Source organism: Longicatena sp., from assembly GCF_982403165.1.
Genome location: NZ_CEVYEL010000038.1, coordinates 1 through 25,471 on the forward strand (window position 1 = coordinate 1; position 25,471 = coordinate 25,471).

General features: G+C 33.9%; 24 protein-coding genes. 4 read left to right on the forward strand and 20 right to left on the reverse strand.

All coding sequences use genetic code 11. The annotated features are described in order from the left end of the window. The first annotated feature begins 263 nt into the window (after positions 1 to 263). Both AC1VS3_RS08985 and AC1VS3_RS08990 read left to right on the forward strand, forming a co-directional pair. Positions 264 to 752: an Lrp/AsnC family transcriptional regulator gene (locus AC1VS3_RS08985; RefSeq protein WP_008691056.1), complete on the forward strand. Its 489-nt coding sequence runs from the start codon at positions 264 to 266 to the stop codon at positions 750 to 752. Then, a complete protein-coding gene (locus tag AC1VS3_RS08990; protein ID WP_008691055.1) occupies positions 752 to 1,918 on the forward strand; it encodes an aminotransferase class I/II-fold pyridoxal phosphate-dependent enzyme in 1,167 nt (388 codons plus the stop codon). The genes AC1VS3_RS08985 and AC1VS3_RS08990 overlap by 1 nt, the downstream gene beginning before the upstream one ends. A 491-nt stretch (positions 1,919 to 2,409) precedes the next feature. Here the strand turns inward: AC1VS3_RS08990 and AC1VS3_RS08995 are convergent, their stop codons facing one another. The 5 genes from AC1VS3_RS08995 to AC1VS3_RS09015 form a co-directional block, all read right to left on the reverse strand. After that, positions 2,410 to 3,447 carry a hypothetical protein gene (locus AC1VS3_RS08995; protein WP_008691053.1) on the reverse strand — a complete coding sequence of 346 codons (1,038 nt, stop codon included), beginning with the start codon at positions 3,445 to 3,447 and terminating at the stop codon, positions 2,410 to 2,412. Next, positions 3,444 to 4,115: an ATP-binding cassette domain-containing protein gene (locus tag AC1VS3_RS09000; RefSeq protein WP_119983536.1), complete on the reverse strand. Its 672-nt coding sequence runs from the start codon at positions 4,113 to 4,115 to the stop codon at positions 3,444 to 3,446. The genes AC1VS3_RS08995 and AC1VS3_RS09000 overlap by 4 nt, the downstream gene beginning before the upstream one ends. A 95-nt stretch (positions 4,116 to 4,210) precedes the next feature. After that, positions 4,211 to 5,152 (reverse strand): hypothetical protein, encoded by a 942-nt coding sequence (locus tag AC1VS3_RS09005; RefSeq protein WP_008691049.1) that lies wholly within the window; start codon positions 5,150 to 5,152, stop codon positions 4,211 to 4,213. Positions 5,153 to 5,306: 154 nt separating this feature from the next. After that, positions 5,307 to 6,749 carry a DEAD/DEAH box helicase gene (locus AC1VS3_RS09010; RefSeq protein ID WP_008691047.1) on the reverse strand — a complete coding sequence of 481 codons (1,443 nt, stop codon included), beginning with the start codon at positions 6,747 to 6,749 and terminating at the stop codon, positions 5,307 to 5,309. Positions 6,750 to 7,090: 341 nt separating this feature from the next. Next, on the reverse strand, positions 7,091 to 8,494 hold the full coding sequence (locus AC1VS3_RS09015) for an MATE family efflux transporter (RefSeq protein WP_008691046.1): 1,404 nt from the start codon (positions 8,492 to 8,494) through the stop codon (positions 7,091 to 7,093). 242 nt (positions 8,495 to 8,736) lie between these two features. On the opposite strand from AC1VS3_RS09015, the gene AC1VS3_RS09020 reads away from it, so the two are divergent. Further along, positions 8,737 to 9,192 (forward strand): nucleoside 2-deoxyribosyltransferase, encoded by a 456-nt coding sequence (locus AC1VS3_RS09020; RefSeq protein ID WP_008691045.1) that lies wholly within the window; start codon positions 8,737 to 8,739, stop codon positions 9,190 to 9,192. 572 nt (positions 9,193 to 9,764) lie between these two features. On the opposite strand, the gene AC1VS3_RS09025 is transcribed toward AC1VS3_RS09020, so the two are convergent. The 10 genes from AC1VS3_RS09025 to AC1VS3_RS09070 all read right to left on the reverse strand — a co-directional run bounded on the left by AC1VS3_RS09025 (position 9,765) and on the right by AC1VS3_RS09070 (position 17,600). Continuing rightward, positions 9,765 to 10,883 (reverse strand): ADP-ribosylglycohydrolase family protein, encoded by a 1,119-nt coding sequence (locus AC1VS3_RS09025; RefSeq protein ID WP_008691044.1) that lies wholly within the window; start codon positions 10,881 to 10,883, stop codon positions 9,765 to 9,767. Between the two features lie 247 nt (positions 10,884 to 11,130). Further along, the gene (locus AC1VS3_RS09030) at positions 11,131 to 11,742 is read right to left on the reverse strand and encodes a hypothetical protein (RefSeq protein WP_008691043.1); all 612 of its coding nucleotides are present in this window, start codon (positions 11,740 to 11,742) and stop codon (positions 11,131 to 11,133) included. A gap of 88 nt (positions 11,743 to 11,830) precedes the next feature. Next, positions 11,831 to 12,331 (reverse strand): hypothetical protein, encoded by a 501-nt coding sequence (locus AC1VS3_RS09035; protein ID WP_008691042.1) that lies wholly within the window; start codon positions 12,329 to 12,331, stop codon positions 11,831 to 11,833. A gap of 89 nt (positions 12,332 to 12,420) precedes the next feature. Then, on the reverse strand, positions 12,421 to 13,167 hold the full coding sequence (locus AC1VS3_RS09040) for a hypothetical protein (RefSeq protein WP_008691041.1): 747 nt from the start codon (positions 13,165 to 13,167) through the stop codon (positions 12,421 to 12,423). A 184-nt stretch (positions 13,168 to 13,351) separates the two neighbouring features. Next, complete coding sequence (locus AC1VS3_RS09045; protein ID WP_008691040.1) at positions 13,352 to 13,741, reverse strand: hypothetical protein; 390 nt, start codon at positions 13,739 to 13,741, stop codon at positions 13,352 to 13,354. A gap of 137 nt (positions 13,742 to 13,878) precedes the next feature. Continuing rightward, positions 13,879 to 14,553, reverse strand: coding sequence for a hypothetical protein (locus tag AC1VS3_RS09050; protein WP_008691039.1), 675 nt, complete (start codon positions 14,551 to 14,553; stop codon positions 13,879 to 13,881). Between the two features lie 57 nt (positions 14,554 to 14,610). Then, the gene (locus AC1VS3_RS09055) at positions 14,611 to 14,997 is read right to left on the reverse strand and encodes a hypothetical protein (protein ID WP_008691037.1); all 387 of its coding nucleotides are present in this window, start codon (positions 14,995 to 14,997) and stop codon (positions 14,611 to 14,613) included. A 1-nt stretch (position 14,998) separates the two neighbouring features. After that, the gene (locus AC1VS3_RS09060; RefSeq protein ID WP_008691036.1) at positions 14,999 to 15,631 is read right to left on the reverse strand and encodes a hypothetical protein; all 633 of its coding nucleotides are present in this window, start codon (positions 15,629 to 15,631) and stop codon (positions 14,999 to 15,001) included. A gap of 628 nt (positions 15,632 to 16,259) precedes the next feature. Next, positions 16,260 to 16,766 (reverse strand): helix-turn-helix domain-containing protein, encoded by a 507-nt coding sequence (locus AC1VS3_RS09065; protein ID WP_008691033.1) that lies wholly within the window; start codon positions 16,764 to 16,766, stop codon positions 16,260 to 16,262. A 384-nt stretch (positions 16,767 to 17,150) separates the two neighbouring features. Beyond that, complete coding sequence (locus tag AC1VS3_RS09070; RefSeq protein WP_008691032.1) at positions 17,151 to 17,600, reverse strand: MarR family winged helix-turn-helix transcriptional regulator; 450 nt, start codon at positions 17,598 to 17,600, stop codon at positions 17,151 to 17,153. Between the two features lie 162 nt (positions 17,601 to 17,762). On the opposite strand from AC1VS3_RS09070, the gene AC1VS3_RS09075 reads away from it, so the two are divergent. Beyond that, the gene (locus tag AC1VS3_RS09075; protein ID WP_008691031.1) at positions 17,763 to 19,499 is read left to right on the forward strand and encodes an FUSC family protein; all 1,737 of its coding nucleotides are present in this window, start codon (positions 17,763 to 17,765) and stop codon (positions 19,497 to 19,499) included. A 193-nt stretch (positions 19,500 to 19,692) separates the two neighbouring features. On the opposite strand, the gene AC1VS3_RS09080 is transcribed toward AC1VS3_RS09075, so the two are convergent. The 5 genes from AC1VS3_RS09080 to AC1VS3_RS09100 form a co-directional block, all read right to left on the reverse strand. Next, positions 19,693 to 20,175, reverse strand: a complete 483-nt coding sequence (locus tag AC1VS3_RS09080) for a PTS sugar transporter subunit IIA (RefSeq protein WP_008691030.1) — start codon at positions 20,173 to 20,175, stop codon at positions 19,693 to 19,695. Between the two features lie 81 nt (positions 20,176 to 20,256). Continuing rightward, the gene (locus AC1VS3_RS09085; protein WP_008691029.1) at positions 20,257 to 21,717 is read right to left on the reverse strand and encodes a glycoside hydrolase family 1 protein; all 1,461 of its coding nucleotides are present in this window, start codon (positions 21,715 to 21,717) and stop codon (positions 20,257 to 20,259) included. Between the two features lie 11 nt (positions 21,718 to 21,728). Beyond that, positions 21,729 to 22,781 (reverse strand): hypothetical protein, encoded by a 1,053-nt coding sequence (locus AC1VS3_RS09090; RefSeq protein ID WP_008691028.1) that lies wholly within the window; start codon positions 22,779 to 22,781, stop codon positions 21,729 to 21,731. 14 nt (positions 22,782 to 22,795) lie between these two features. Beyond that, positions 22,796 to 24,193: a PTS transporter subunit EIIC gene (locus AC1VS3_RS09095; RefSeq protein WP_481275608.1), complete on the reverse strand. Its 1,398-nt coding sequence runs from the start codon at positions 24,191 to 24,193 to the stop codon at positions 22,796 to 22,798. 167 nt (positions 24,194 to 24,360) lie between these two features. Then, complete coding sequence (locus AC1VS3_RS09100) at positions 24,361 to 25,200, reverse strand: PRD domain-containing protein (RefSeq protein ID WP_008691026.1); 840 nt, start codon at positions 25,198 to 25,200, stop codon at positions 24,361 to 24,363. Between the last annotated feature and the right edge of the window lie 271 nt (positions 25,201 to 25,471).

Here is a 25,471-nt window from a genome sequence, read left to right on the forward strand (position 1 = left end):
GGAAGCCAGGGCGTAAGGTTTTCCGAAGCCATCGTTGATTTGCGGGGCTGCTGGCGGCATAATAGAAGTGTCAGCAGCTCCGTTTCTTTTTAAGAAAACATTTCATTCTTTTGAATTTTTTTCATATACTAGAATAAACCATAAGAGGATATCTTAAATCTTCTTAACATTCCCCATTTACATTCAGTTTCATGATATTCTTTATTTACTAAATACCATTATCGGTTTAAAATATAAGTATTATACAGAAAAAGGGTGATGAAATGAAACAAGAATTATTACTTTCCCTTCTGGAAACAAATGCCCGTTACTCCACAAGAGATTTAGCTGACATTTTACTGGAAGATGAAGACAGTGTCATTCATACCATGAATGAACTTGAGAAAAAGAAAATTATATGTGGGTATCATACCATTATCAATTGGGATAAAACAAACCGTGATAAAGTCATGGCAATGATCGAGGTAGAAGTATCACCGGAACGCGATTATGGCTATGATCGTATCGCCAGAAATATTTATCGTTATCCGGAAGTCGATACAATGTATCTGATGAGCGGAAAGAGCGAGTTTATCGTCATAATTTATGGCAAGACCATGCAGGAAGTTTCTAATTTTGTCGGCTCAAAATTAGCGACGACTGACCATGTCACATCCACATCGACATTTTTCGTATTAAAAGAATACAAAGTTAACGGCGTTGTCTTTGGTGATGAAGAAAAACCTGAAGAAAGATTGGTTGTAACACCATAATGCAATACGAAAATTTCTTAAGTAAAAAAGTACAGGAAATTAAACCTAGCGGTATCCGTAAATTTTTTGATTTAGCGAGTGAAATGGAAGGTGTCATCTCTCTGGGTGTTGGAGAACCTGATTTTGATACCCCATGGCATATTCGTGAAGCTGCTATATATTCTATTGAAAGTGGAAAAACGCATTATACAGCGAATCAGGGACTGCTGGAATTAAGAGAAGAAATCTGTGCTTATCAAAAACGCCGTTTTCATTTAGATTATGATCCCGTTCATAACGTCATCATCACCGTTGGCGGAAGTGAAGGTATCGACATTGCCATGCGAGCGATAGTGAATCCTGGCGATGAAGTCATTTTGATGGAGCCAAGTTATGTTGCCTATACCCCAAGTGTACAGTTAACCGGAGCCATACCGGTGCATGTAAAATTGGAACACGAAGAACAGTTTAAACTAACACCGGAAAAGTTAGAGGCTGCCATTACGCCAAAGACGAAAGCAATCTTGCTGAATTTCCCAAGTAATCCTACCGGTGGTGTCATGACGAAGGAAGATTATGCGAAATTAGTGCCAATTATTAAAAAACATGAACTAATCGTCATCAGCGATGAAATCTATGCTGAATTATCTTATGAGGATAATTTCTATTCTTTAGCAAATTTTGCTGAAATCAAAGATCAGGTTATCATTATCAGTGGTTTTTCTAAGGCATATGCGATGACCGGTTGGCGTTTAGGATATGTTTTAGCTAATCAAACCTTCACAGAGGCGATGAATAAGATCCATCAGTATATCATCATGTCTGCCCCTACCGGTGCACAATATGGTGCAATTGATGCGATGCGCAATGGCGATATCCATGTCCAAGAAATGAAAGAGGCCTATATGTCACGCCGTAATTTCATTACAAAAGGGTTTAATCGCATTGGTCTGCCTACGCATTTACCTCAGGGAGCATTTTATATCTTCCCGGATATCCGCTCGACCGGTTTAACGAGTGATGAATTTTGTGAGCAGCTATTGAATGAGCAAAAAGTTGCTTGTGTCCCTGGTACCGCTTTTGGTGATGCCGGAGAAGGTTTTATTCGTGTATCCTATGCTTATAGCATTGAGCATATTAAAGAAGCCATTGAGCGTATAGATGCATTCATGGAAAAATTTCGTTAAAGAGAAAGGCATTTCCCTACAGAAATGCCCTTCTTTCTTTATAAAAGCACTAGCTTTTTACATTTATAAATACTGAAACAGAAAGGAAATCAGGTTATCGTAACGAATGCTTTCTTTATTGATGAAAGCAATACGCTCTATTCTAATACGATTTCCTATAATATACATATGCTGAAATCACTAAATACAAACAATTTCTTATATCTAACCTGCGCTATGAATATTGTTTTGTTCCTCTTTGCACTCTATACAAACAACAATATTAGCAAAAATGATAATGCCAGAGAAATATATGGCGTTCTCTTCGCAATGATCACTATTTTATTAATCTAGTTGCTACGCCATCATAAATTCATGGAAACAAAAGCAACACAAGAGCTATGTATTTTAACTTTAGCTATGCATCTGAGTGCGTATATTATTATTTTTTAAACAGGAACTATCTTTTTAACAACTTTATAACAATGAAAAATAGGATACTAAATGATATCCTATTTTTCATATGTAATTTTTGTTGTGGGTAAAATATATATCTTGGTAATACGTTGCTTTTCTTTATAGTAGAAATAAAGCAACAACAGCATGCCACAAACCGTACCAAGAAACATAAGATAAGTTTTCTGTACAATGCCATAAACAACACTAAATAGCATAAAAAATATAATAAATACATGCTGTTTCAAAGTAACTTCCCATGCCGCACAAGCTCTCCAGTAATGTACTGTATGCGTGTTTCTTCTATGAAAGATAAATTGCATTCCTATATCCAACAAGGATAGATATCGATTTGCTAAGAGTTCACCTTGTGTTACATGATAACCATTCAGCAACTTTTTCAATACCATTTCTCTTTGTAGTTTCCTTAACAATAACCGCTCTCCCATCAATAACAAGATGCCATAAACAATCACACAGGTACCAATTATACCGAAAGCATATTGTACGAGAAGAGCTGACCATTCACCAAGATTGAAAATGCAAATAAGAAGAAACAAAGGCATACAAGTTTTCCATACATTTATGATTGCCACACCACCTGCGATACACAAAAAGCCATTACTGGTAACATAACAGCTGATATGAAAGCCTAAAAAATAAAGGAAGGCAATACTAAACAGAATCAAGAAAAATGTCTTAGATAGGGTGCCGGTTAAAAGATAAAAAATTATGAGAGAAGGAAACAAACATACGCATTGCAGGAAAAGCAGTATCAGCTCTTTCTGCAAGATACGTTTTCTAGCAATCTTTCTGCAAGGCAATATACTTTCCCATGTACTAATCGTTTCTTCTTGATAAGCAATATCATATAGCAAATAAATACAGAGAAATGACGGCAATATGGCAATAGACAAACGCATGGCGGTTTGTGGCAATAAAGAAGGCATAATCGGTATCAGCTGTGCGATTCCCATGGATGTGCCGGTTTCGGTATAAATAAGCTGTTTATAAGCAATGCTTACAATGATGATGAAGATTAGATATTTCCATTTTGATGTACGTAATAACCTTACTAATTCCAACATCATCATAAGTAATTCTCCAACGTGCGCTGATAATACGCTGTAATTTCTTTTTGATCTTTGGTATCTACTTGTATTTGTCCATCCACTAAGTGAATTAAACGTGTAATAAGAGAGCGTGTCGCCTCTAAGGTATGTGATGTTATAACAAAAAGGCGTTCTTTACTTTGTTGCTTGATTAAGTCGATAGCTGCCGCACTACTTTGCGCATCTATAGCAACAAAGGGTTCATCCATAAAAATGATCGGTGCTTTGCTTAATAAGATAATCGCAATCGCTACTTTTTGTTTTTGCCCTGAGCTGCATTTCATTAAACGCTGTTCTAAATAATCAATATGCAGGGCATTTAACACTTCCATTACCGCATCCATCTTGAATGAAATATCCTCACCGTTATAACAGCGGTAAAAATAACGCAAATTTTCCTTTACGGTAAGTTGTGGGAAAAGTGGGCTTTCGAAAGGCAAATAAGCAATCGGCATAGTTCTTTCCAACGTTCCACGATATGGAATCAAAAAGCCACAGAGAACATTTAATAATGTACTTTTTCCACTACCGTTTGTTCCTGCTAATAAAATACATCCGTTTTTTTCTTCCATTGTAATATTGATATCCTGTAGGGTATCCTTTTCATCATAAGCAAAATATAAGTGGTTTGTTTGTATACAACTTGTCATAAAAATTTCTCCTTGCGAAAAGGATACGTCACTTTGCAAGGAATGTCAACTCATACTGAATAAATCGTAAATCATCCACAAAAAAAGCAGATGTTTTAGCCATAATATCCGCTAATCTCACATCCACCTTTTTGAAATATCTGTTTTTCAATAATTTTATGATGATGATAAACAATCACTTTCGCAATACTATTTAAGCTCTCTTTTACCGTCTTACACATGACTCCGCTTACAGGCGCTTTCAAGGAACAAACATCACGATACAACAAATGAATATCCAATTCATAAGAACCTTGTTTCATATGAAGAAAGACATGAACACCTTCTTTTTTACGCATCATTTCCATATGGGTAACTCTGGCACCCAAGTAGGTCGCAAAACGCTTCTGTTTTCCTTGCAACATCAAGACACAAATGATTCCTTGGAATTCTAGCTGTTTTATAGGAATATCCGCAATGGATAGAAAAAAACAACTTTCCTTTTTCCTACAGGCATTTGATTGATACCAAAGATAACGTTTCGGAAAGGATGTTCCCCTATCCTTTTCTATATAGCCAATGCCCTTAGCATCGAACGCTTTTCCCTGAATTATAAGCTTTCCGTCACAGCGATGATGTAGACTGATGATCGCATGCGTGCATTCCATCTCCATATAAGAAAATGGTCCCATGATGGTTGGCATGTAGATATTGTCATGCAGATGATGCTGTTGGTGGAATTGAACATCCATGTGCAGTTGTTTCTCTTCATCATGAAAGTGAAGATAATGGCGAGTAAATTCATTTTCTTTAAACTTTATTTTATGCTCTTCAATATGGATGTCTTCATCAGGAAATACTAGATAATCGGAGATATTGCGATACGTATCTAAAACTTGAATAAAGCCATTTCGTATTCCCTTCTCATAATGAATGCCGACAATGACACCTACGCTGACTTCAGATGTCTGAATTTTATAATACCAACCTTCGAAATATGGTTTTTTACCATTTGTTTCATGATAGGCAAATTCTCGTTCCAATGTTTCTTTTCGCAAAATGCATACACCTCTATAGCAGTATATGCATATTTCTTAGCTTCTATGTGTATATATGAAAAAAACTCTGATTTGTTAACTCATCAGAGTCTTTATCGTTTATGGTAAACAAACGACAAACTTTGGTTACCGTTATAATTTTAAAAATATATAGTTACTCTCCTTGTTCCTTTGCTTTTTGTACTTTCAATTTCTTACCTTTAATCGTACTTTGCTGTAAAGTTTTTAACACCTGCTTACCTTTACCATTTAAAATATCCACATAAGATTGATTATCTTGAATCTGAATCACTCCAATATCCTCAGCACTTACCCCCTGAATCTCACAAATTGCCCCAACGATGTCTCCTGCACGAATCTTTTTTGTCTTACCACCATTCAAATACAACTTCATAGTATCTTTATGCACTTCTTTTCCCTTATCTTCTCGTAAGGCAAATGGTTTTGTCAAAGGCTCGATAGTTTCTTTCGTAACATCTTGATTACTGATTTCACCTCGTTCGCGTATTTCTAAAGGGTATCCCAAATAATCTTCAAGTTCTGCTTTGCGCTCTCCATCATATTCATTGATCAAAGTGATTGCTTTTCCACTTGCACGCTGTCGGCCCGTTCTGCCAATACGATGTAAATAGGTCTCTTTTTGATTCGGCATATCATAATTGATAATATGGGAAATATCCTGTACATCAATACCTCTGGCCGCTACATCCGTTGCGACAAGAATGCGAATCTTTCCTCTTTTAAAATCACGAATATTTTCTATACGATCCTCCTGCAACATACCGCCATGAAGCTTATCCACACACATATCCAATGCATAGAGTTCATCACAAATGGTCTTAACACCCTCTTGCGTTCGAGCAAAAATGATACAAGATGCTGGTTGTTCCTTGCATAACAGTTGTTTAAGAAATGACAACTTCTGTTTCTCTTTCACTTCATATGCATAGTGTGTGATTGCCGCGTTTACTGTGGTTTCTTCCGCTAACGTGATCAGCTTTGGCTCTTTCATAAACCCTTCCGCCAATTCTTGTATCGGTTGCGGCATCGTTGCGGAAAATAGACAAGTTATTTTATTCCCTGGGAAATAGTTAAATATGCTTTGAACACTTTCTATAAAACCCATATTCAACATTTCATCCGCTTCATCAATTATGACATAGCGTATATGACCAGTTTTCAAAGTTTCTCTTTCTAAATGATCCAATATTCTACCCGGTGTTCCCACCACTACATGTGCACGCTGTTTCAAATCCTGTATTTGAAACTTATAAGGTTGTTTCCCAAAGATGGCAACCGTTTTGATACGACGATAAGCACCAATATTATCAAAGTCCTCTTTGATCTGCAGCGCCAATTCTCTTGTTGGCGTCAGGATAATTGCCTGCGGTTCCCTTTCCTCCCATATCAGCTCTTGCACGATAGGAATGGCAAAGGAAGCTGTCTTTCCACTACCTGTTCGTGAACGGACAATGACATCTCTTCCTTTTAAGATTTCCGGTATCACCTGTTCCTGTATCGGTAATACTTGTTCATAATGTAGTTTTTCTAATGCTTTTAAGATATCTGTATGTAATGCGAATTCTTTAAATTGCATAATTTCACCTTTTTCTTTCTTTTCTCATTATACAGGAATACGCAATGAAAAGAAAAGGGAATCTAACAAAAGTGTAAGTCATTCGTAAGCTGAATCCAACGACAGTTACGAAATAATGAGATAAACTTTAGGTGTAAGATACATTAGGAGGAAAACCATTATGAGAAAAGCTTTAAACATTATCGGAACTGCACTATGTGTAGTATTCTTCGGCTACAGCGAAGAGAAATTGTGTAAGTAAGACAACCTTCCCTATGAATACGAAAAAAGAATACGTGCCACCTGCATCAACAACAGCTGTCGTATTCTTCCTTCTTACTTCTATAGAATCTATTTCATCCTTATTTCGCAAAAGCTTTTTTACGCACTAGCAGGTAGCAAATAAAATGTGCACTGATGGTAAGCATCCAAGAAATAGGATAGGACACATATAAAGAAAACTGCGTATGCTCTACCTGAAAGATGGTAAAGATCCAAATGATTCGGAATAGACAAGCCCCAGCTAACGATACCAACATCGGCATGATTGAATATCCTATTCCTCGTAAACTTCCCACAAAAACATCCATAATACCACATAAGAAATAACTGGCACTTACCACGCTCAATCGTGCTATTCCATATTGTATGACTTCTTCACTGGAAGAATAGATACTTAATAATGGATGTCCCAGTAAAAATGCTCCTATTCCCATAAACAAACCGACAAAGGTAACAATGCCTAAACATTGCAACAGAATCTTATCAATACGGTGGTATTGCTTAGCCCCATAATTCTGACTGGTAAAGCTAAGTGATGTCTGATATACGGCATTCATGGAAGTATACACAAAGCCTTCGATATTGCTGGCAGCAGTGTTTCCTGCCATAACCACAGAGCCAAATGAGTTAATGGAAGATTGTATCAGCACATTGGAGATATTAAAGATAACCCCCTGTAAGCCGGCAGGAAGTCCTACCCGTAACATACCAAACAGCTTATCTTTATGGAAAGATAATTCCTTTAGCCGTAAATGCAAAACACCTTCTGATTTTTCTAAGCTTAGTAATATTAAACCAGCAGATATTGCCTGTGCAATAATTGTCGCAAGCGCAACACCGGCAACTCCCATATGTAAAACAATGACAAAAAACAAATTAAAAATAACATTAACAACACCAGCAACTGTTAAGAAATAAAGCGGACGTTTGGTATCCCCTAAAGCTCGTAATAAAGCAGCTCCGAAATTATATACCATAAACGCCGGCATACCGATAAAGTAAATACGCATGTATAGCACAGAAAGCGATAAGACATCTTGTGGCGTTCCCATCATTTCCAGCAGAGGTCGTGCTAATAAAACTCCTGCTATGATCATAATCACACCACCCACAATAGCCGTTACCATTGCTGTATGGACCGTTTCTGATGCATTCTTATAATCTTGCGCGCCATAATAGCGGCCTAGTAAAACATTCGCTCCAACGGAAACACCAATAAACAGGTTGACTAACAGGTTAATCAGCGAACTGGTAGAACCAACCGCTGCTAAAGCATGGCTTCCGGTAAATCTTCCCACGACGATAATATCGGCTGCATTAAAGAGCAGTTGTAAAATACCTGATAAAATTAGTGGTATTGCGAAAACAATCAGTCGTGAGAAGAGTGGGCCATGACACATATCAATTTCATAACTTCTTCTCAATTCATTCATCCCTTTTCTAAATTCTTCATTATTATAGCAAGTTATCTTTCGCTTGAACATAGTAGAATTTCTGAATTTTTTGTAATTTAAAAGCGTACAGAAAGGAATGCGGGAGATTATAAATAAATATGGAAGAACATTGAGGAGAAATTATAAAAAAATTGCCGCTCTGTGAACTTGTTATGGAAAATCGTTTAATAAAACCCCTTTGTATAAATTCTTCCGTTGTTATCTAAACCCAATAGTTGAAAATTCTCTTACCTGCCTGTATAATCCTAATAGATGTAAAGGAGAATATATATATGTTAAAAGTTTATGTTGCCGGTTCCTTGTTTAATGAGGCAGAAGTCGCACAGCGTAAAAAAGAAGGGGAAATCTTAAGAGCAACATTTCCACAGTTGGATATCTTTAATCCGATTGACCAACCATTTAATGAGAATAAGCAGTCGCTTCCAACACCTGAAGAAATTTATGATGGTGACACAAAAGCTGTCGAAGACTGTGATATCTTTATTGCAGATCTAACAAATGAAGATGCTGGTGTTATGGTAGAATTAGGAATTGCCATAAAATCACATACAAAAATCATCATTGGGATTAACAGTGATATACGTTTGCAGTCAGCGAATCGCTATGATATCCCTACTTACGGCATGAATCATTATGTTCTTGGGGCAATTTTGAAGCATGGCTATTTTGTGAGAAGTTTTGATGAAGCTGTCGAAACCTTAAAAACGGCACTTGAGAATATTATATAGATTATGGTTTTCCAATCATAAAATTGTTTCTAAATGATAATTTTTCTTTAGCTGTAAAGCTATTGATTGATCATCGTCTTTTATGCTTTTATGTTTTTTCCTTTATTAATAGGCGAGATGTTCCTTCACTTTTCTAAACTGTTATGAAATTCATATGCATCCTAGCATTTACAAATTTTGTGATGAAAACGATAGTATTGTAAAGCAACTTGCTTATTACTTAATTTTTGAGATTAATTTTAAACCAAAAGCCGTTTTTCTACTAACGGTTTTTTTTGCCTGTATCCATTTACTTTTTCGTTATCAACATAAAGCTTTACATTGCTTCATATACCTTCTAAGCTTCAGCTTATACTCCATTTTGATATTCTTACAGTTTATAAATAGAAGTTCATCACGTTCCAATAATAATATAGACGTTTTAATTTGCCGTTTCTTGACCTTATCTTTCCATTGCTGAAAGTTTTGTTAATACAACGAAATTTGTTTTCATCTCATGCTTGTTTCTCGTCCAACAAGACAAAATTTGTTTTTATCTCACGCTTGTTTTTCGTCCAGCAAGACGGAATTTGTTATTCCTCAGAGCTTGTTTTACTCGGCACATAAGTTTTTTTAATATACTTCTGTTCCCATATTTCATCGTGATAAGAACCATATTCTGTTATCTTACAATCATTATAAAGATCATCTGCAATTTCCATTATCACATTTACAAGTTCAAGATTTCTTATATACTTCTGAGGAATGCTTTTGTAACCAAGATAAGCACCCATGATATTACCAGTTACTGAACCGGTTGAGTCACTGTCACCGCTGTGGTTGACCGATGCAATTATCGCTTTATCAAAATCATCAGAATATTTTAGCGAACAATAAATCGCAATTGCAAGTGTTTCCTCAGCTACCCAACCCTGTCCAAGTTCTCTTATAGCTTCTAAATCATCTAAATTCTTATTTGCCAATGCAACTGCTCTATCTATCAACAAAATTAGATCTTTCAGATGTGTCTTGTCGGCAAATAAACGCAACAGAGCCTTCTTTGTATCTATCACTGCTTCCAGCAGAGAAATGTCCTCATTATGAGAAATCAAGTGAAGGATGTGCACCAAAGCAGCTGCAGGAATATAGCCAAGTTCGTGTCCATGCGTTAAAGCTGCTGTTTCTGCCCCAATCATAGCAATCTCATCACTTGTATACTTCTTTCCATCAAAATATAGCCCAATAGGAGCAACACGCATAATTCCTCCACTACCCTTACTCTGATTTATTGGTTCATCTATTGTTCCATTTGCTCCATTTTCAATCGCTGATATACAAGTGTTTCCAGGAGCACGGCGATTAAATAATTCCGGCACATTAACAAGCCACGAATAGGATAAATGTTCTTTTAATTCCAACTGTGTTTTAAGCCAATCCTTATAACAGGAAGCAATATAACTCGGATAAGCTTGCATGATTCCACGAGTCATACCTCTTGTTGTCCCAAGTAATAAACCATTAGCGGTAAAAAGTGTCATTTGTGTGTCATCAGAAATATGAGCAATACCATTTATAAGATCATATTCTGTAATACCGTTTTCACCGTATTTTTTAAATATAAAATCTTCCTGATAGAACTCGACAGCATAGCCTAACGCATCTCCGGATGCACCACCGACAAGGCAGCCTCTGTATTTATCTATATTCTTCATTTTGCTAAGCCCCTTTCTGACATATCATCACTTCATTGTTTTGTTTATAAAGATATGAATTCATCCATCCTCTTATTAACCTTTTTGATAGTTACATAAGTAAGATAAACGTCTGAACTTACATCGTGTACCTTCCTATTTTTATGCTGTGATATGTAAAGGATGGTGTTTTATTATCAATATGTCCATAGTCATCCATAAAACAAATATGTAAACAAATTTTTATTATACTCACGATTATGTAAAACTACCACATATCATCTGCTAAAGTAGACCATTGCAATTGAAAGTGAAAACCATTTTGGGTAGTATTTCCATTCAAATCCTCTTCATTAATCGCACAGAATGGTTTTGTTTCTTTTCCATATGTTAAATACACTTCAAGCAGGCTTTGATCAGTAACAGTATTAAAAGGAACCTCTGTATAAATATATACTGTCTTTTCTTCATTTGGTTGTATAATACCATCTTTAGCATTTCCTTCAACATGATAATTTGATACTGGATAATAGTTCTCATCCACCATAAAAACAGAGCCCTCTTTACAATTCAAAAAATTTTTTATATTAATACTGGAATTACTTTGATTGTTCACTTTCGCAATTACACCTAATAATTCGCCATCGTTACTAGGGAAAAGATTTTTACCATTTTCTATTCTGAGATGTCCCCCATGTTCAGTTGCTGTAATATTTATGGTAACATCTTTCATTATTTCAATATTTTTAGCTGTGCTAACTTTTTGAAAAGTAATATAATTTCCCAATTCATTTTTATTTCCCTCAGAGTTATCATTAGCGCAACCTCCAGTAAAACATAAAATAAATGCACAAATCGAAATTAGAATACGCTTTTTCATATATATCCGCCTTTCATGTACCTGTGTTATCCACGTTTCAGATACTCCAAAACCACACCCTATATTAAATAGTGATAGTTTCTATAAATTAATTTTCTTCATCGATAACATCACCAAACTTCTTTATATTCAGCCCTGTATCAAGAACGATTGCTTTCTCCCCGACTCCAAATTCAATAAGTAAATCACCATTCCATTTCATTGTTATCAAAGGCTGCATACCACATTCTAAGTAATGATTAAATAGATCGTTTACTTTCATCCTTTGTATAATTTTAGGCTTAATTACATGAATAAAATGATCTCTTGACATTGCTTTCCAATGAAAAATTTTTTTGAAATCTTCATAACATTTTTGACATATCGTCGCATGCGGTTCATCAAGCAGACTATAACCTGCATGCCACGTATCCGGTAAATCACTTATCTCATCGGTACAAAAATCACAATGGTCATGATCATTTAATTGACTTTTTTCTGAATAATTACGCCAATACAATGTTTTACCGTTCAGATATGATTCTTGTCCTTGCAATCTCCAATCATCTTCAAGTAATTGGTTGTTTATGCTTTGCTTCAAATGTTCCATAAAGACCACTTCCCATTCTTACCACTACTACTTTATAATCTCAATGATTTAAGATAATCTGATCCAGGTTAAATATTGAACAAAGCTTTCTATAGCATCCTAATGTCAAAGTTAAAATTATGCATTTCAAGCTGAGAAATAACGCCAGTTCCATTTCCCATTATAACTCCTCTAGGTGAAATACCCTCATCCATATCTGGCAATTCAATCACCTTATGAAAAAATTTTAAAATCTTTGACTGTACCAGTCTATCATTTATATTTTTTGATAAAAGATAGAGCATAAGTTTTGAATAAACATAACACGAATCTGTATCATCACCATGATATTTTAACACTAATTGATGATACTCAGATAATAATTCAGGAAAATAATCAAGAAAAAACATATTAAGATCACAATAATCAATTGGTGGAGTATCTATATACCTATATATTTGGTAATCATTCATTTGGAAAACATTTTCAGAATACATTATATGCATATTCTTTACATATTTTTGGATAAACTCTATTTCTACCCTAGTTCTTGTTAGCAAACTATTATGAAAATATTTGATAATGGATTCTGTTCTCCAATTTCTAAAGTTTTTAAGTTCCTGCATCATTGATATCATTTTTAACTCAAGATCTTCATAACGGTATGTTCCTTTTCTCTCTAAATCATATATGATAGGTCTAAGAAAATGATTTAGATTCATAAATTCATATGGATTTGTTCTAGATAAAATCGTTCTATCATCATATCCTTCCATAACATTATTTTCAACATAAAGAGGAAAATACTTTTCAACAATTTTCCATATTTCATAATATGAAACACCTCTTTGAACCATCATATCACTCCTTATTCATCATTTATTTAGAGCATTTTGCAAACCCTTCCGTATAATTCGGTACCACGAGTATTGATAAGTATGTAATACTTGAAGACTATAAACCATATGTACTATATAATTTATAAAAAGCACATAAGCTTTCCCATACTGTTTAACTTGTGTGCTACTTTCAAGATCTAATTTATGAACAAAAATGTATTTCAAGTTCTTTAGATATAATCATTAAGGTCTGACTATTTTCAGTATTATCACTATCTGAAAAAACGATATTACCATCGTTTAAATTTAGACTAGCTCTTACGATTAAACTATCATATCTTTCATCTATAGGAATTAAATCCATTCTACTTACTTTTTTAAAATGCAACTCTATCAATTTTCCAATTCCATTTACGTAAGTGCCTAACTTTACTATTATATTTCTTTCACTAGCAAGAGGATACATACCATCAGATAAAATTGCTGTTCCACTTGTATATTCAATATGCAATACAACATAATCATGAAAATAGTTCAATTCTTGCATTAAGCGATCAATATCTTTTTGTGTTTCCACTTTTTCCATCATCATCTTATTTTCACCTCCTAGGACTTACCCACGACTTGGCTTGCCCTTTATGTTTTTTTAACTACTACAAATTTCTAGTACCGCTACTATAAGTAATGCGCTTTATTATAACGGTTATATTTAAGTTAATGAATATGAGTTCAACAATCCTCTTCAAACAATTGCACATCAAAATTCACTCCAGTAAACAATAGTTCCAAAGATATACGATGATCATGTAATTCCATATGATGATATCCTTTATTTATAGAATCTTTTACTGGAAATACCTTATCAAGATTATTTAAAAAACTATTATTTTCAATTTTTCCTGAATGTTTAACGATTTTGAATGCTTCAACATAATTTTTTGACATATACGAAAATTTCTGATTTTGTATATTCAAACAAACTTCAAATGCTACATCTAGTTTCACACTATTGCATAATCTAATCTTACTAATTTCAAAATTTGATATATTTGTTTTTATAGATTTAATATAACGGCTATTAATATCAAATTCTTTTCTTTCATCTTTATGAATAATTTCATAGTTATTAGTCTTAACTATAAGAATATCATTAATGCTAACAATTAATAATGTTATTTTTGGTATTTCAGTTTTCATTTCATAGATACCATAAATATTGGGATTTGGTTTTAAACCATACTTATTTGCATCAAAGAATTTTTCATCAAATACTTCAATATCCATAAAATCATGCAATTTCAAATAGGTATAATAATGGCCATCAGTGAATTCAATCATTATATTCTTATCCATATTGAAGCTCATGTAATCTAATTCAGTATCTAAAATTTTATTGAATGTCATAGTTCCCTCCATTATTTATACCTATATTTGATACTTATCCATTTGACTTGTGAATCTCTATAGAAGGTAAAAGCCGCCATCCCAAAAAGATATATTGATTGGATAATACCCCGTAAAAATTTCTGCATCAACTAAATTAAGTGAAATATCTTTTTTAAGACAAGATAGTTTATTTGAAATTTCATTTTCATCTCCTAAAACCTCAATTACTCTTATAATCGATTCTTTTTTAGGTTTAAAATAAATAATATAGACCCCTTCAATTGAATTTTCATCTTCTAACTCATATTCTTCTTGTATTGCATCCTCACGATCAAACCAGTTATTCTTATCATAATTTTCTATCACTTCATTTAATCTGTCTTTGGAATCAAAGGCACCGATAAGTAAAGTAAAATAGTCATCTACAGAAAATACATTATACCTTAGTAAATAAACTTTCATATCAATCACCTCTCTCTTTTATGAATTTATTTATAAAATAAAATTCACTACCAAGATTGGTATTAACATAATCTACTTTATATTTGCTTTTACATAATTCAAAAATTTTATCTTCATCAATATCATAGGATACAAACCATTTAGGTAATAAATGTCGATTTGTTAAACTATTGTATTCAGTATAAAATCCTTCACACCAATTAATTTTATCTAATGATATTTTTTGAGGATAAAAGCAATCTTTTGTTAGTGAAAAATATAGGTAAGTATTCTGATAATGCTCTATTGCTTTGGCTACCTCACTCTCAGTTGTAAATACTCCTAAAATCATTGTATTTTCATCTTTATCCAAATCATAACAATGTTGCAGTAATATTAAGTCTTTGCATTTATTAATAAGTCTATCTTCTTCAAAAGATTTATCACTCCCAAATGATTCACGCTTTATTATTTCATTGAAATCATAATAATAATCGACCTTTAATTTTATAGTATTAAAGCCTTCTGTATAATCCTCAAATCCTTCAACATTACTCAATTTATCTATTGCATATTGAACTTTTGAAAAATTACTAAATAGCCCTATATTTTTTTTATCCCCTGCATGATCATGTTCTACTAAAAAGACATTCATATTGTCTCCTTTCTCATACACAATTTATATTCCTACTTGTGAAGTGGTTCCGTCAAAAATTATTACAATTACATTGTGAACCAAGTATTCGCTACCATTTCATTTTTTTCATTATTATATAATTCTTACAAAGAATCTCTATATTCGTAAATAAATACTACCTGCTGCTACATCAACGACAACAGCACATGCTTCCGGCTTCTCGTGACGTTAGAGACCATGATCGTGCAGTAAACCACAGCAGCACTAACTTCAAAGACTTGTATCCGGAAAGTTATACTAAAGACTTCCATTGATTGTCCTGTTTTATTAATTAATCAATATGAATTATTACTAGTATATAAGTATTTATTCTAACTCTCTCTCTTTTATACCTCAAACTCTATCAATTTGTTTGATTTAATCAAGTTCTGAATGTAAAAGTTTGCTCTTAAATATACTGAGCTAAGTACATCCGGTTCTTCTCCATTATAACCAAATCCCTCTTTCATGTCATTAGTTTTTCCAAAATCATCATATTCTAATTTTTTTCTATGTTTTATAACACCAAAATGGATATTTTACATGTTTGTACCTATACAATAGGATATGACATTTGCTAAAAGTTAGCTTATCAAATGCGAAACTTTCACTGTCTTTTCAATAAACGTTTTTTAAAGTCGCGAAGTCTTTTCCCGTATCTGCTAGTTACAATAATCACACAAATTAATAGACCACATGCTGCACCCTTGGCAAACTCAGAAAAATTGCTAATAATTGTAATCTGGGCAAGTTCTGTATGTTGTATTAATTGAGCTGTAAACCAAAACACTACTCCTGCTAACAACAACCAGCGAATACCCCTTGTATAACGCTCCGTTTTATTATTTGTATACGCTACTGCTTTTAATACTGTTTCTTCTACTTCCTTATACATTTTCTCACCTTTCTTTTCTCCATTAAGCAGTTCTCGAAGGTCAATTTCATAATAATCAGATATTTCAATCAGAATATCCAAATCTGGTAAATTATTACCATTTTCCCAACGAGATACTGTTCTGTTTGACACATTTACTATTTCTGCGAATTGTTCTTGTGTAAGTCCTTTTTGCTTTCGGAGTTCCTTTAGAAATTCTCCTATTTTTTGTTGGTTCATAAAAACCTTTTTCTCCTTTCTGCAAAAAGAGTATCATATACGTAGCGTAATAAACACGACACAAAGTGAGAAATGTCATACATATTACTCAATACACTATGCTTACCCTTGCTTATCTCCTCTTATAATTGCTAATTAATCTATATGTCTTATAGTAACATACTGGTATTATTAATACCATATCAACAAAAAGCAAGCTAAGTCAAAATAAAAAATGACCATGTATATGTTACAATAACTGGCCATTCTCACAACTTTTTTTACAACTATTCATAGGATATTTGCTTTTTATATGCGTTTTATACTACCGATATAATGCTCAAAATCCTATATTTAATTGCTGTTTAGCGCTGTATGCTATATGCATGGTACTTGCTCACCATCCTACTTATTCTCCATCTTCGCAAATATCTCATCTATCGTATGTAAAGCAGTTTGTAGACGCATGATATCTTCTTTTTCTAACTGTTTTTCCAACATCTCATTGATATATGTATTCTGCTTGCGAAATGTTTTTAAATGCTCTAACGCTTTATCACTTAAAGATATATATACCGAACGTTTATCATGCTCATTAAATATCCGTTTCACATAATCATACTGTGCTAATTTTACGATCAATTTCGTGACATTTTGTTTGGGCATATGCAATTCTCTAGCGAGCTCACTCATCGTCATCATCTGCTTTTCCTGTAAGGTAAGCAAACAAACATACGTTTCCAAACTCATCTTTTGTAACATATCCTTAAATGGTCGCTCTATTTTGGTATGCCATTTAGGCATCAGTGTATAGATTTCATCAACACAGGCATCTAACTGCTTATTATCTTCCATATGCTTACCTCATTTCATGATTTTTACTTCATTGACAAACATTTATCATCGTGATATTCTTACATATAGTAATACTTTTATTACTATTCAATATAATTTCATTATATCTTAGTTAAGCATAAGAAACAAGTAGCTTTGTGAATATGCTGGAAAGGAAGAAACATGAAAAAATTACATTTTCAACTAAGCGATGACTGGAAAAAGAAGATTCGATTCAGTACTCTCAGCTTCCTGTTTATCATTGCCTATGTGAATATATTTCCTATGTTGTTTGGTGCAGAAAACAATATTGTGGCAGTTATCTTTACGATTTTGATGTCGGCTTCTATGGTAAGAGATCTTACCGGCACCATATTGCGCCATTTCTTTATTCAGACGTTTGTGCTCATTTGGATGAGTATCGCTGCCTGTCTTGTAAACATATTACCACCGATAATATCCTTACTCATCAATCTCATCACGCTATTTATTATCCTATACGCATTTACCTATGAATATGCCAATCAACTATATTTCCCTTATATTTTATCCTATTTATTTTTAATTTTTATATCGCCGGTTCCTCCAACATTATTACCACGCAGAATCTTAGCCATGGTCGCCGGCGCGTTTTCCATCATCGCCTATCAATGGATCATGGGAAGGAAAAAAATAAAAAACAATGCGCAAGATATTCTTTGCGATATGATCCATCATATCAAGGAACAAATACAGCTCACTTTATCAGATGATATGCCCAATGACAACTTGAATCATATGCATCATAAGCTCCATGCTTTAAGTAAGATTATTTATGATCGCCGTAAAAAGGTACTTTGCGTATCGGATGCAAGTTTTTCTTTGATTGATGCAGGCCGTGGCTTAGAGCATTTGAATGTATTGATACAGGAACTAGATACACCTTTACATGATCATGAGCGACTTTTCTTACAACAGATTGATAAACAGCTTTCTTTGTTTGATTCCTATATTCAAGGAAGTATCACTGAACTACCAAAGCTGGATGTTTGTGATTTTGATGATGACAAAAAGAATCACCTGTTTTATCACATTCTATTATATATTCGTGATCGCTTATTGCATATGAGTGATCCAGGCAGTCAAAAGCATTGGCAAAGATCCTCGCTTTCCTTAAAAAACAGGCTAATCACTGCCTGCAATTTTAGTTCTGTGCGTTTTGTTTATGCTTTGCGTATTGCTCTTGTATTATCTTTGGCAACGCTGTTTGTACTATGGTTTTCATTACCACATGGGAAATGGCTTCTATTTACACTGGCTTCTGTTTCTCTTCCTTATGCTGATGATGTACCTGTCAAAATGAAGAAGCGTATCTTGGCAACCTTGCTAGGCGGTCTTGCCTCCGTTCTCATATACAGTTTGTTTGCTTCACCAATCAGCCGCATGGCTGCGATGATGTTATCCGGTTACGCTTCTTTCTATTTTCATGACTATGCCGCAACCTTCACCTGTTCTACAATCGGTGCACTTGGCGGTGCTGTATTTATGTCCGCCTTTGGTTTTGAGGCAAACTTCGATATGTTTATAATTCGATTAGGTTATATACTTGCCGGTGCAATACTTGCCTATATTGCTATTTGTATTATCTTCCCTTACACTCGTTTACAGGCAACCAAAGCACTTTGGCGTCGATATGAAGATGTCACTAATCTGTTAATTAGCATTTCAAAAGAAAAAGAACCTGATGCCCAGCTATATTATAGCTGTATCATCCAGGCACATATGCTAGAAGAAAAACTATCAAAAAATGCAGCTTTAGAAAACTGGGAAAGTTTCCCTGAATATATGCAGCGATGCCGTATAAAGGTATATCAGGCGCATCGTACACATATAGCCAATCGTAAAGATGCAGCTATCTTTAGACCGGAATTTTTAGTGTGATGCTTTAAAAGAAGCCAAATATTATCGCTATCATATAGGAAGAAGTGTATTGGCAACACGAATCTGTTTTTCTCGAATCAAATTTAATCCTATGCAGGATATAGCAAAGATAGCGTTTTTTCAATGATGAAATAGAAAAAGAGTATGTAACCACCTAATGGATAAGATTACACACTCTTCATCATTTTATAATTTACAGTACTAAACTTTCCATAGCATTCACAGTCATGTTTTGTTTAAACGCAATGGGTTCACCACCTGGGTTCTGTGTAACAATCAGCATAACACTTACATCAAAACCTTTTGCCTTCAAAGTGTCGAAATCAACATCAACAATTGGTTGACCCATTTTTATTTTCTCCCCTTGTTTCGCTAATACTGTGAATCCTTCACCATTTAATTCAACCGTATCAATACCGATATGTATCAATAATCCCATACCATTTTTCATCTTCACGGCATATGCATGTCCTGTTGGATACATCACTTCTAAAACACCATCAGCTGGAGATAACAGTGTATCTTTTCCTTTTAATGGTTCTAAAGCGATTGTTTGCCCCATCATCTGCTGTGCAAAAACATCATCTTGCACCGTTTCGATTGGAAACAATTTACCGTTCAATGGTGAAACGATTTCTTTACTCTCTTTTTCTTCCCTTTTCTTTCTGAAAAACATATTGATTCCTCACTTTTCATATCTTATATATCTTGACATAAGTAATTATATTAAGAATTCATTTAAATTTAAAGTTATTTTTTAATCGCTTAAATCTTCTCCATTGCTTTGGATAACTTTTTTGAACCAATAAAAACTATCCTTTTTATATCTTTTCAAAGTACCTTTACCACGATCATCCATATCGACATAAATAAAACCATAACGTTTTTTCATTTCTCCAGTAGATGCAGAAACAATATCAATGCATCCCCACATTGTATAGGCAAGAATATCTACACCATCTTCCACCGCTTTTGCCATTGCCTGAATATGCTGTCTTAAGTAATCAATACGATAGCTATCATGAACGGTATCGTTTTCAAGCTTGTCATTAGCGCCTAAACCATTTTCCACTACCATCAAAGGCACTTTATAACGATTATATGTTTCATTTAGGTAATAGCGAAGTCCTTCCGGATCAATTTGCCAGCCCCATTCGGAAGCCTTTAAATATGGATTTTTGGCAGTTGAGAAAATACTTTTGTTTTTCTCTAAAATTTCTTTATCCGCAGTACCGCAACCGGACATATAATAAGAGAATGCATAATAATCTACCACACCTTCTTTAAGGATAGCATCATCCTCAGGCAATGTATGAATAGTTGCCTGTAAATCTTTTAAGTAAGACTTAGTAAAAGGTGCATATTCCCCTCTAACCATGACATCACCACAATAATAGTTGGTTCTTTGTTGTACTTCCCACGCCTTCATGACATCTTCCGGTTTGCAAGTGTATGGATAAACGACATTGCTGGCAATCATACAACCAAATTTAAAATTCGGGTTTATCTTGCGCCCTTCAATTACCGTTTTTGCAGAAGCGATAAATTGATGATGCATGCCATTTACAATAAGATTTGCATCATTAGGTGTGATTTTATCTCCTTTGCCAAAGAATAGTTTTTCTTCTTTTGGCATCATACCTAGTGACATGGTAACACCGCCACCCATCAAAGGTGTGTTGATTTCATTAAAGGTTAACCAATAGGTTACCAAATCTTTATATTCCTCCATAATCGTTTTGGTATATGTAACAAAGCAATCAATCGTTCTTCGATCTTCCCATCCATTCCACTTCTTTGTTAAATGATAAGGAAATTCATAATGTGACATTGTAACTAACGGTTCAATACCATACTTTCTACATAGTTCTAAAACTGAGCGGTAATGATCTAAACCTTTTTGATTAGGCTTTTGATCATCTCCATTTGGAAAAATACGTGTCCAATTGATAGACAAACGATACATCTTAAATCCCATCTCTGCAAAGAGTTTTATATCTTCTTCATATTGATTATAATGATTAACTGCAAAATGAGATGGATAAATCGATCCTTCTTCTATTTCTTTTGTAAATCTTCGTGGGGAATCAACTTTACCGACCGTAAAATGATCGGCACAGGATTCTCCTTTACCATCCTGTTTCCACGCACCTTCACATTGGTTTGATGCCGTAGCCCCTCCCCAATAAAAATCTTCTCTAAATACACTCTTTTTCATATAAGTCTCCTTTACTTCACATCAAAGCCTAATTCTTTTAGCTTAACATCATAAGCCTCCATATTTTCACCAAAGGTTAAATATACACGATGACGGTATGGTATTTTTCCTTCATACCATGTACCAAAAATTTGTGACTGCCCATGCTTTTCCACACGTGGTTTTGGTGTAAATCCTTTGCATCCCCATTTCCCTTCGAAATGAAATTCTTTTCCACAGAATCTAAAGATTGCATCTTTAAATACACATGTACCATCATTAACATATGGTAAATGCTCCCATTCTGCTTCCATTGTGACATGATCGGTTAAAATCGGCTCTTCTCCATCAATATAATAGTAAGCAAAAATCTTTCCTGAAAATTCAAGACTTATCAGCGCCTGTTCTCTGCGTCCATCTTCACGAATTCCCATCATATTCATATAAACATAGCCGAAGTTGTTCGTTATGCCATCAAAGCCATTGATTTCTGTCGGAATAAATAGGCGATCATGTTCACCTAATCCAAAGATTGGTTTACCTTCATATACTCCACTAACCGTAGCAGGACGTATAATCGTTGCGACATGATTGTACATAGATTGATGTTCAAAAATCGTCTTAGGCCATCCTTCTCCTTTTATGGAAAATACATTTCCTTCCTTTGCGGTAAAATAATCTTCATTAAACTTTAACTGTGAGAATGGTTCTTTTGATTCAAAGCCATACATGCCATCCTCAAATTCGTGATATTCACTTATTTTTGTTCCTGCTTGCGCAATTTCTTCTTCATGATATACCCCTTTTTGTACATCAAGGTATGTATCACCTAATTCTACGATATCGCCAAAGCGATATTGATTTTTAATCATATCCGTATGGCGAATATAAAGCATTGGTTTTTGAGTAACATCTCCATTTGGAAATACCATAGCGATAATATCCGCCAAAGATAAGATAGAATGCCCATCATAATCGTTATCGAATACTTCCGGTCTTTTAGTTGCTAAGTCTTTGTTGTTTACATCTTTTATAGTTGCATATAAAGGCTGATCCTTGTGATTTATAAATTCTACTTTTGTCATTTTCTACACCTCATTTATTGTTCATCAAATTTTGCAAAAAAGTTTACACCTAAAGCCGCCATCAAACAGCAACCCAATGCAATAATGGTTCCTGCCACAACATTAAATGTTGATCCAACACTGAAATACGGTACTACGGATAAAATGTTAACAGATGCCATCAATGCACATTTAATATTAAATACAGCTAGCAGTAATCCTCCGATAGCGTTGCATATAACCAATACCAGGATGGATGTTTTAGATTTTAAACAAACTCCATAGAGCGATGGTTCGGTAATACCCGCTACAAAGCCAGATACAAAATATCCCATCGGAATATCTTTATTCTTTTTGAATTTAAACGCTGCGCCCAATGCCATACCATAAATAATAAAGGAAGTAATTACTCCAGCCGGTAAAACAAATGCTTCAAAACCAATTGGAGCAGCAGCTGTAACAGCCGCAACATAGGTAGTTACATGTAAACCAAATAAAATCATAAACGGATTTAATACCGTATAGATCGTTAAAGCAATGATTCGAATTGGTGCTGCTGCGTTTGCACAATACATAAAGAAATCACTCAACAACTGACTCAAATAAGAACCCAACGGTGCACAGAATACAAACATCACAATAGCCATGATCATGACATTTAGTATTGGTACGATTAATGAAGCTATCATGGTCGGTGTATATTTTGTAAGGAACTTATTTACATATTTAAAGATCCATACACCAATCAGTACCGGTAAAAACTGTTGTGAATAATTGGATACAGGAACATTGATACCAAAGAAACTAATAGACTCTCTCACACCGACAAGAGCCATAAAACTCGGTGTAATAATCATTGCCCCTAAGAAGATACCCCACATAGGATTTACCTTTAACTGCTTTGCCGCTGTATAACCAATATACAGTGGGAAGAAATAGAATAATGCTTCAAAAAAGAAGTTACAGGTAATAAAGAAATCAGATTTATTTGATATTACATTGAACATATCAGGTCCTAGTAAGGTTACTACCGTTTTCCAAAAAGATGCACCAATCAATATAGGGATGATAGGAGCGACAGAGTTCATGATATAGGTAATTACGACATCAAATAACCACTTAAAAGAAAATTTACGTTTTTCTTTCACATCATCCAAATTTTCTTTAATTTCATCCTTTTTATCCAATTCTGCCATATTGCATAATTCATCATAAACCAATGACACATTTGGTCCAATGATGACCTGAAAGCTGGTTCCGGCTTTTTTAATACCAAGAACACCATTTACTTTTTTTAATTCTTCTTCATTTACTTTTGTTTGATCTTGCAATTCAAATCTTAGACGGGTAGCGCAATGAAATACAGAAATAATGTTTTCTTTACCGCCTATCTTTTGAAGCACATCTTGTGCTAGTGTTTTATTTTTATCCATATAAATTTTATTTTAATTAGAACATTTTCTAATATTTTCTCCTTTCCTAAAATCATTCATCTATATCCTTTTCTCTTATCTTATTTTTTAAATATTCTATAAGCCGGCCGTAACTATATAGAATTTCTTTTTATCCTCTCCTTTCCTTCATTTTTATATTTAACCATTCATTTTTTCGTAAATATCTGTACGAGATGAATCATTAAATATAATTTTTCTTCATCATTCAATTTATAATTCATACAAGCATCAATATAATTGCTGATTTTTTGAACAACTTGCCAAACTTGTGGATATTTATCCGTTAACGTATTTAAAATGCCATTTTCATTTTGTACATCCAATACAACATGCAATTGTATGTTTTCGATTAAAAATCGTAGGTGCATCACAAAGCGGTTATAATGATAATCATTTGTATTACCAAATGCTATGTTGAAATCACTTGCCACTATGTCACAAATATCTTCAATATAACCAGTCATTTGATATGTCTTATGCATATCATTTGATTTCTCTGCATTTACGATATGCAATGTAATAAAATTGGCTTCATCTTCATCTATTTTATATGGCATTTTTTCATTCAACAACTTCACTGCATGGACTGCTATTTTATATTCATCGGGATATACTCTCGGTAAATCCCATAAAATAGAATTATCAAATGATATATTTTGTTGCAGGCGATCCACTAAATTATTGACATGGTCCAATAATGTTACATATAACGCATCACTTAATTCTGTTTTGGACTTTTCTTTAATCATCGAAGTTACATCAATGCAGGCATCTATCAATTGTTTATCAATCTCTGTAAACATTTGGTTGAATCTTCTGATCAAAGAGATGTCTTCTAAGACAAATCGTTTTTCTATTTTGGTTTCATCTACTTCATCACCGGGTCTTTTTTTATAACCGATAGATAAACCTTTTAACATAATTTCTTGATTTTCAGAAGTACGTATTGACACCATATTGTTGTTGATCACTTTATAGATTTGCATGATATAACCTCCTTTTGCGTACAAAAAAAGCAAGACGGATACAACAAAATATATGTTGTAAACAGGTCTTGCTTAACTTAATAATCACATCACCATCATTACATTTATAAATTACCATAAAAATTTTTATAATGCAATAGCTAATTTAATTTTTCTGTAAGCGCTTATTATTTTTTAGCTATTATATTGGTATTTTTTGTTTTAATTTCTAATTATTGTAAATTATTCAGTGATTAGCATGATCTTTCATACGGCTTATGTATATCTATAT